The sequence below is a fragment of the Gillisia limnaea DSM 15749 genome (genome assembly GCF_000243235.1).
In the GTDB taxonomy this organism is placed as follows: Bacteria; Bacteroidota; Bacteroidia; order Flavobacteriales; family Flavobacteriaceae; genus Gillisia; species Gillisia limnaea.
Window position 1 is genome coordinate 1,401,086 of sequence record NZ_JH594606.1, and the last position, 6,439, is coordinate 1,407,524.

The 6,439-nt window shown below is 37.3% G+C and carries 5 protein-coding genes; 1 reads left to right on the forward strand and 4 read right to left on the reverse strand.

The features are described 5' to 3' along the window. The first annotated feature begins 1,518 nt into the window (after nt 1-1,518). Nucleotides 1,519-1,656, forward strand: coding sequence for a hypothetical protein (locus GILLI_RS18370; RefSeq protein WP_156798654.1), 138 nt, complete (start codon nt 1,519-1,521; stop codon nt 1,654-1,656). A gap of 24 nt (nt 1,657-1,680) precedes the next feature. Here GILLI_RS18370 and GILLI_RS08095 read toward each other — a convergent pair whose 3' ends face one another. The 4 genes from GILLI_RS08095 to GILLI_RS08110 all read right to left on the reverse strand — a co-directional run. Beyond that, a complete protein-coding gene (locus tag GILLI_RS08095; RefSeq protein ID WP_245545614.1) occupies nt 1,681-3,543 on the reverse strand; it encodes a putative porin in 1,863 nt (620 codons plus the stop codon). Between the two features lie 784 nt (nt 3,544-4,327). After that, nucleotides 4,328-4,786 carry an IS200/IS605 family transposase gene (gene tnpA / locus GILLI_RS08100; protein WP_006987222.1) on the reverse strand — a complete coding sequence of 153 codons (459 nt, stop codon included), beginning with the start codon at nt 4,784-4,786 and terminating at the stop codon, nt 4,328-4,330. A gap of 126 nt (nt 4,787-4,912) precedes the next feature. Continuing rightward, nucleotides 4,913-5,824: a hypothetical protein gene (locus tag GILLI_RS08105; protein ID WP_006988610.1), complete on the reverse strand. Its 912-nt coding sequence runs from the start codon at nt 5,822-5,824 to the stop codon at nt 4,913-4,915. Nucleotides 5,825-5,840: 16 nt separating this feature from the next. After that, nucleotides 5,841-6,439 (reverse strand): SusD/RagB family nutrient-binding outer membrane lipoprotein (locus GILLI_RS08110; protein ID WP_006988611.1); only part of this gene is annotated, 599 nt, incomplete at its 5' end.

Genomic DNA, 6,439 nt, shown 5'->3' on the forward strand with positions numbered 1-6,439 from the left:
GAATGAGTTGAAACGCGCTGTCAATTCAATATATCAATGAACGTTTTACCATCTGCCTTTCCAGGCATTTTCCAAAAGGAAAATATAACGGTGTACTTGTTGAAATAAAAGGACTCGAACCTCTTCTAATTTGTACCCAACCCGGGATTTCTTGTCAGTATGTGTGTGTGAACGTGCTTGCTCTGTAAGCGGCTGCAAATATACAACGCTTTTTCTTTAACCACCAAACTTATTTTTAAGTTTTTTTTCGATCCCTTTTTCTCCCGAAATCCAAACCAAAAACAGCAATCAAATCAACCTCCTTATGAACGTCGCCTTAATTCCAAAGCGGCTGCAAATATACAACGCTTTTTAGACAAACAACAAACTTATTTTGAAGTTTTTTTTAGCCTTAAACCAGAATGAAAACCATCCTGCCTCAACTGCAATCCCAACACTCAATGAACTTCTCTTAACAAATGCACCCTTCGATATCCCTGCTAAGCGGGTGCAAATATACACCGCTTTATTTCTTTTTGACAAGCTTTTTTTTGTATTTTTTTTGAGATATTCTTAACGATTTGGTACTATGGAAGTTATCTTACAAAAAAAATAGCAGCATACTAAGGATAAACCGGTTTTGAGAGTGAAAAAGCTCATTCAGAATGAAAAAAAACACCCCGGCATGTCATTCTGAACGCAGTGAAAAATCCCGCATACTCAATGGGCAAATCATGTTTAAAACTCTTTTGACTACTCGTATTACTTATTAAGGCTGAAAACCAACGTATTCTTGAGTGCAATCCTGAAACATCCTGATAGTGATCGGGACAGGGTGACAAAAAAATTATGTTACATTACTGATACTCTGTTCTTTTAACTTTATCTAAATTTATTTCATTTAAATCTGCATTTAGATGAAATATTTTAGGCTGTTGAGAATGCATCACGTAAAAAATATTTTGCCCATTGCCCCTGGCTTTAGCCAGGGGTTCAGGAAGTATGTAAAGTAGGGCTTTAGCCCCATTGTTTTTATCACTCCTGAATATGTAAAAAATGTGGCTAAAGCCAATTTCAAATTCAAATTGTTTCCGGCAGTTAAAACTGCCGGAAATGGATGTTTTTTTTTATTTTCTCAATTCTCTGACAGTTAAAACAACCTTCAATCATTCTTTTACTGATAGTCCGCAACTAGTAAAAATAAAGGACAAAGAAATCAGGAAATAGGTAAATCATGTTTCTAACTCTTTTGCCTACTCGTTTCACTGCTTACACCTTCACCCACACCGTAGGGATTCTTCCTCGCCCAAAAGCTCGTTCAGAATGACAAAAAAAAAGGGGGCGGGCTCGTTCAGGATGACAAAAAGGGGAATGGCTCGTTCAGAATAACAAAAACACCCCGGCATGTCATTCTGAATGCAGTCAAGAATGACACGTACTCAATGGGCAAATCATGTTTAAAACTCTTTTGCCTATTCGTATTACTCCTAAAGGCACACTCACAGCAGGGATTCTTCCTCGCTCAAAAGCTCGTTCAGAATGACAAAAAAAGGGGGCGGACTCGCTCAGGATGACAAAAAGGTGAATGGCCCGTTCAGAATAACAAAAACGCAACGGCATTTCATTCTGAATGCAGTGAATAACAAAAAAGGGGGAATGTCTCTTGGTCCTCTTTAAACTTCTAACTTAGCTTTGATCAACTTATAGGAAGAAATTCCAGACCAAACCAAAACGAATAAGAAAATCACGGTGGGGATACTCCGGGGCAACAAAATTATTGTTCCCGTTGATAAGAGAATTCACATGTTCCAACTTGAAAAATATACGCGTTTGCCGGATCTTCGCATTTAAAAAGAAATCGACTACGGGAAAGCCGCCTAGTTCCTGCTCGTTTTGAACATAAAATTCTGCCAAAACAGGATCATACCCGTTCATTTCATATGGCGTGAAATACTTCAGGGTAAATCCGGTTTGTAAAAAGAGGGCATTTCGGAACAAATCATCACTAAAATAAAGGGAATTCCTTGTTACAAAAGCAGGAACGTTAAATACTTCGTCTCCGGAAGTCACCGTTTGATACATGAGCCTATTATCCAGGGAAAATTTTCCGTAGCTAAATTCCCTACCCGCTTTGAGTTTTATATAATTAACCGTAGCGTCAAACTGCAATGGTTTTACAGGGCCTTCTTCATTTCTGGAAAAATAAGCATATTGATCTATTTGGGAAATAGCCACATCCAGGTCCAAAAGGTTTTTTGAATCCAGTTTAAGATTTAAACTTCTAAGGCTTTGATTTTCGAAATTGGTTTGCCAGTTATAATCAAAGTAATCGCTTTGATTAAGCAAAAAATTAAAGTTTGGCGCTCTTTCGTTGCTGTTGATCTCGGCTATTAATGAATTGTTCTCATTTAAGGTGTAGCCTGCACCGGCGGTGAGGTAATGACCACTAAAATCTCCCACGAGATTCACCATACCATCACCATAAATTCTAAATGCGCCAAAATTATTAGCATACGCGGCTCCTACCGAATAATTTTCTCCTACCAGCCGGTTCGTGATGACCTCATTTTCATCAAGTATCAGGATGGAATTATAGCCGTAATTATAATAGGACATTCCAGCCTTCGCGGTCAATCTTCCCAAAGTTGAATTTTCATACGTAACCGCAGCAATATTTTTAATATGCCTGGATTTAACCTGATCCCTCAAATTCGCGTTTCGGAAAGATTCACCAAAAAATTGAGAAGCAGAGGCCTGTCGAAAAATATATTTTTGATCGCTAAAATCCAAAAGATACTGCAAGGTAATCTTGTTATCTTCTCCTTTAACCAGGTCGTATTCCTGATCAAGATAAAAACGTTTTCCAAAAAGCACATTTTCGGCATTTTCAAACTTCATTTCCAAAAGCGACCTGTCCTCAAATTCTACCTCCTTACTTATATATTGCTGCAGTGCCAAGTCATTTAGCCCACCGTTTTCCTCATTTAAGAGATCCTGAGAAACAAAATGCGTTTTTAACCTGTACCTTTCATCAAGGGTATTATAACTTAAAGTTGCCCTAAAGTTACCCGTACTTGTTAATTGATGTTGATAATTCCCCAACGACCTCAATCCTTTGTATGCCAAAGAAAAATTTAACCTGGGTGAAGTATTAATTGTAAAAAAGGCGTCCAGGGTTTGCCCTTGTTCCGGAACTGTTTTAAAATAAGCCTCGGTTAAGGGAGTCGGGACTTCATAATAGTTGATATCTTCAGCTTCCATAAAATTGAAGTGCCTGGCCCTGGCGCCAAATTCCGGGATCAAATCTTCCCCTTTTAAATTATAAGCCAGGGAATTATAAGTTTGCCCTACATTGGAAAACGGAACCAATTCAAAATTATCCTTTCTTAAGTAATTGAATTTGTAATATTTTTGAATAGTTAATGTGGTGTCTACATAAGTTGTATCACCCGCCGGAGAAATTATTTTATAAGCGGTAATAGGAGGTTTTTGAAGGACATCCTGCTGTTCGAGCCGGTCCCCACCTATAGGTGAGACTGGCCTAGGCCTTTCCTGTGAAAACATTAATAGAGGAAAGAGATTAATTGTAAGAAAGAAAAAAACCTTCATAAATCCGTTTAACGTAAAAATAGAATAATATTTAAGAACCCTCGCAATATATAATCGGAAAATACTGGTTTGCATTTTCTGTGTTGATGTTTAAAAAAATTCATTAATTGAAGTTTGTTATCTATAACCACAAATCAAGAAAATGAAGCGGAAATTCATTTGCTACTTTTCCCTTTAATCTGTAGGACAGGGTTAATAATATTAATTCTACTTGATCCAATCCGCAATGTAAAATTTTTTAAATTAGGATAATTGTTTGTTGGGGCGAGTGAGATAAACGGTGCCCAAATCTGTGTTGGCTCTTCTTCTAAGTAATCTATTATAGAATAAAACCCTAACTTTACATTTGTAAAGGCAAAATATAAGGCAGTCCTGTTGCCAGAGTGGATGTGTTCTTTTTTAAAAAATGCACCTCTTTTAAAATAGCCCTTGCAATTTTAGAGTCTTTATTACCAATAGGTTTGTTTTGAACATATTTGATAAATTTAGTATCTTAATATTGTTTAACAAATATGACTCGTTCAGGCGACCTCAATATTTTACTTCTCAAAGTATTAAAATGAAATGCACCCCAATAAAAAAAAATTGAAACTCTTTTCTTTGTAGCATTCTCTTTATTACGATTATAGACTTTGTTTATACGAGGCTTCCTTTAATATAGAAAGTAAAAAACCTCATTAGAATAATATACTAAATAAGCCCTGTTAGTAAATAATCCTCGGGGCAAGCCCACGAGGCATTAAAATAATTTCAACTGATAATCTTTTTTCAACACTTTGTACTCTTTTTCTATTCCCTGCTCCTTGACATATTTGGCAATGACATTCTCGGTTCCATGCTGACCGACGGTGTTCACAAAGTAACCCTTTCCCCAAAATTCTCCACCCCAAAGCTGCTTTTTCACTTCTGGACATTGCCTAAAAACTTCCCTAGCTAAGATACTTTTTACCATCGTAACAATTTTTGTTACGCTATATGAAGGAACACTTTGAATCAAAAAATGAACATGGTTCTTGTCCGTTCCCACTTCTAGAAAACAAACTTCATATCTTTTTTCAATCTCCGAACATGTCGCGACCAAAACTCGGTCGACCGAATCAGAAATAACAACCCTTCGATATTTAGCACTGCTCACCAAATGGTAAAGAAGCACCGTTACGTTATGGCTCTTGTGTATGAATTTACTATTTTGTGACATCGAGTCACAAAATAGTAATAATAAACGAGGCAAGCCTCGGGGAATTAAACCCAATAGAGATTAAAATAAAAAACTGCCCCCAATTATGGAGGCAGCTTATTTTCAAATAAAAGGTATTCTTTCGATTTAGATTTTCTCGAATTCCAAAGTAACAGGGTAAGCTGCTCCTCCACAGCCTCCATCTGTAATAAAGTCTGTAATAGTTAAGGTGAAACTGGAATCGTCTGCCGGGTCTATCTCCACTCCATCATCTGTAGAACCATATGAAATTGATCCCGTACCACAACCTATACCAGAAGCAATAACTGGTACAGATACGGTTCCACAAACAAATTCTAATACAGCACTTTGTCCAAATCCACCTGCTCCTGGTAAGTATGAAAGAGCAATAGTTCTTTGGGTTTGAGAAGTCTCTTGTAAATTATAAACCCCACTTTCCGCAAAAGCTCCAAATGGGCCTGCACCAGTTATGGTAACCTGATAATCTCCTGCAAAACTACCGTTCAATGGGCATCCTACTGGATAGAAAGCATCAACATTATAAATTGTAGAGGAAAGAATATCAGAGCCATAAAGACGGCCATTTTCATCCCATAATTCAATTTCAGTACCATCCTGAAGATACAATTTAGTAGTAATAATTAAATTATCTGCTAATTGAAAATCATCAAGACTGTTTAATTCTGAAAATGCATTAACCACGTCTGAAGTAGATAGAGTAAGTTCAGTAGGGAATTGTGTTATCCCCGCCTGCAGCGTAACAGGACCATATATTTCTCCGCTTGCTGTTTGGTAAAGTCCAACAACATCTGCAGATGTTACATTCCCCTGGGCTACATCTACTGTAAAGCCAAAAGTAATATCCTGCCCTTCCTGAAGGTCAATAAGGTTCAGGATGGTTGGGAGTTCAGGATTTTGAGTAATATCCGAAACAGCCCCAACCCTTAGATCAAGTTCCGATTCCCCACCGTCAGTATCACAAGATACTGTAAAGGCAGCAAGAAACAAAGTTGTTAATATAAATCTTATATTTTTCATAATCATATTTTTAATATTAGTTATCCCAAAAAATAGTGTAGTTAGCAGGAGTCTTTTGAGCAGGAGCATTTTGATTTAAGTTCAATTCATTCTGAGGCCAGAAAAGAGACTTTGGGAATTCATTATTTTGAACCGTAAAGTTTGGATTTAAAGGAAAATCACCCATATCCAATTGATATTCGTTACCCGATGCATTAGGATTGGGAATTCTGGGATATCCTGTTCTTCTCAAATCAGCATATTGATCTACTGGATCTCCAAAAGTTGACACCCACTTTTGTGTAATAATGACCTCCAATTGCCTTTCAGCTGAAGCTCCTTCGAAACTGGCCAAAACAGCACCTATATAGTTCGCAACTTCTTCACTACCAGTCAAAACAGGAACTTCCTGAGTAGTCCCAGTACCAGCAACCACTTCATCAACCTGCCTGAAGCTGGCTTCCATAGCTTCTTCAAGTTTATCTTTAGCAGAACCTGCTATCAAACCTTCGAGAATCAATTCAGCTTCTATATAAAGAAATTCGTCATATGTTAACAATCTATGTGGTGCAACCCCTGTACCACTGGTTGCATCAATTGAATAACCTGTATTTTCATCATACAGACCTCCGGTTG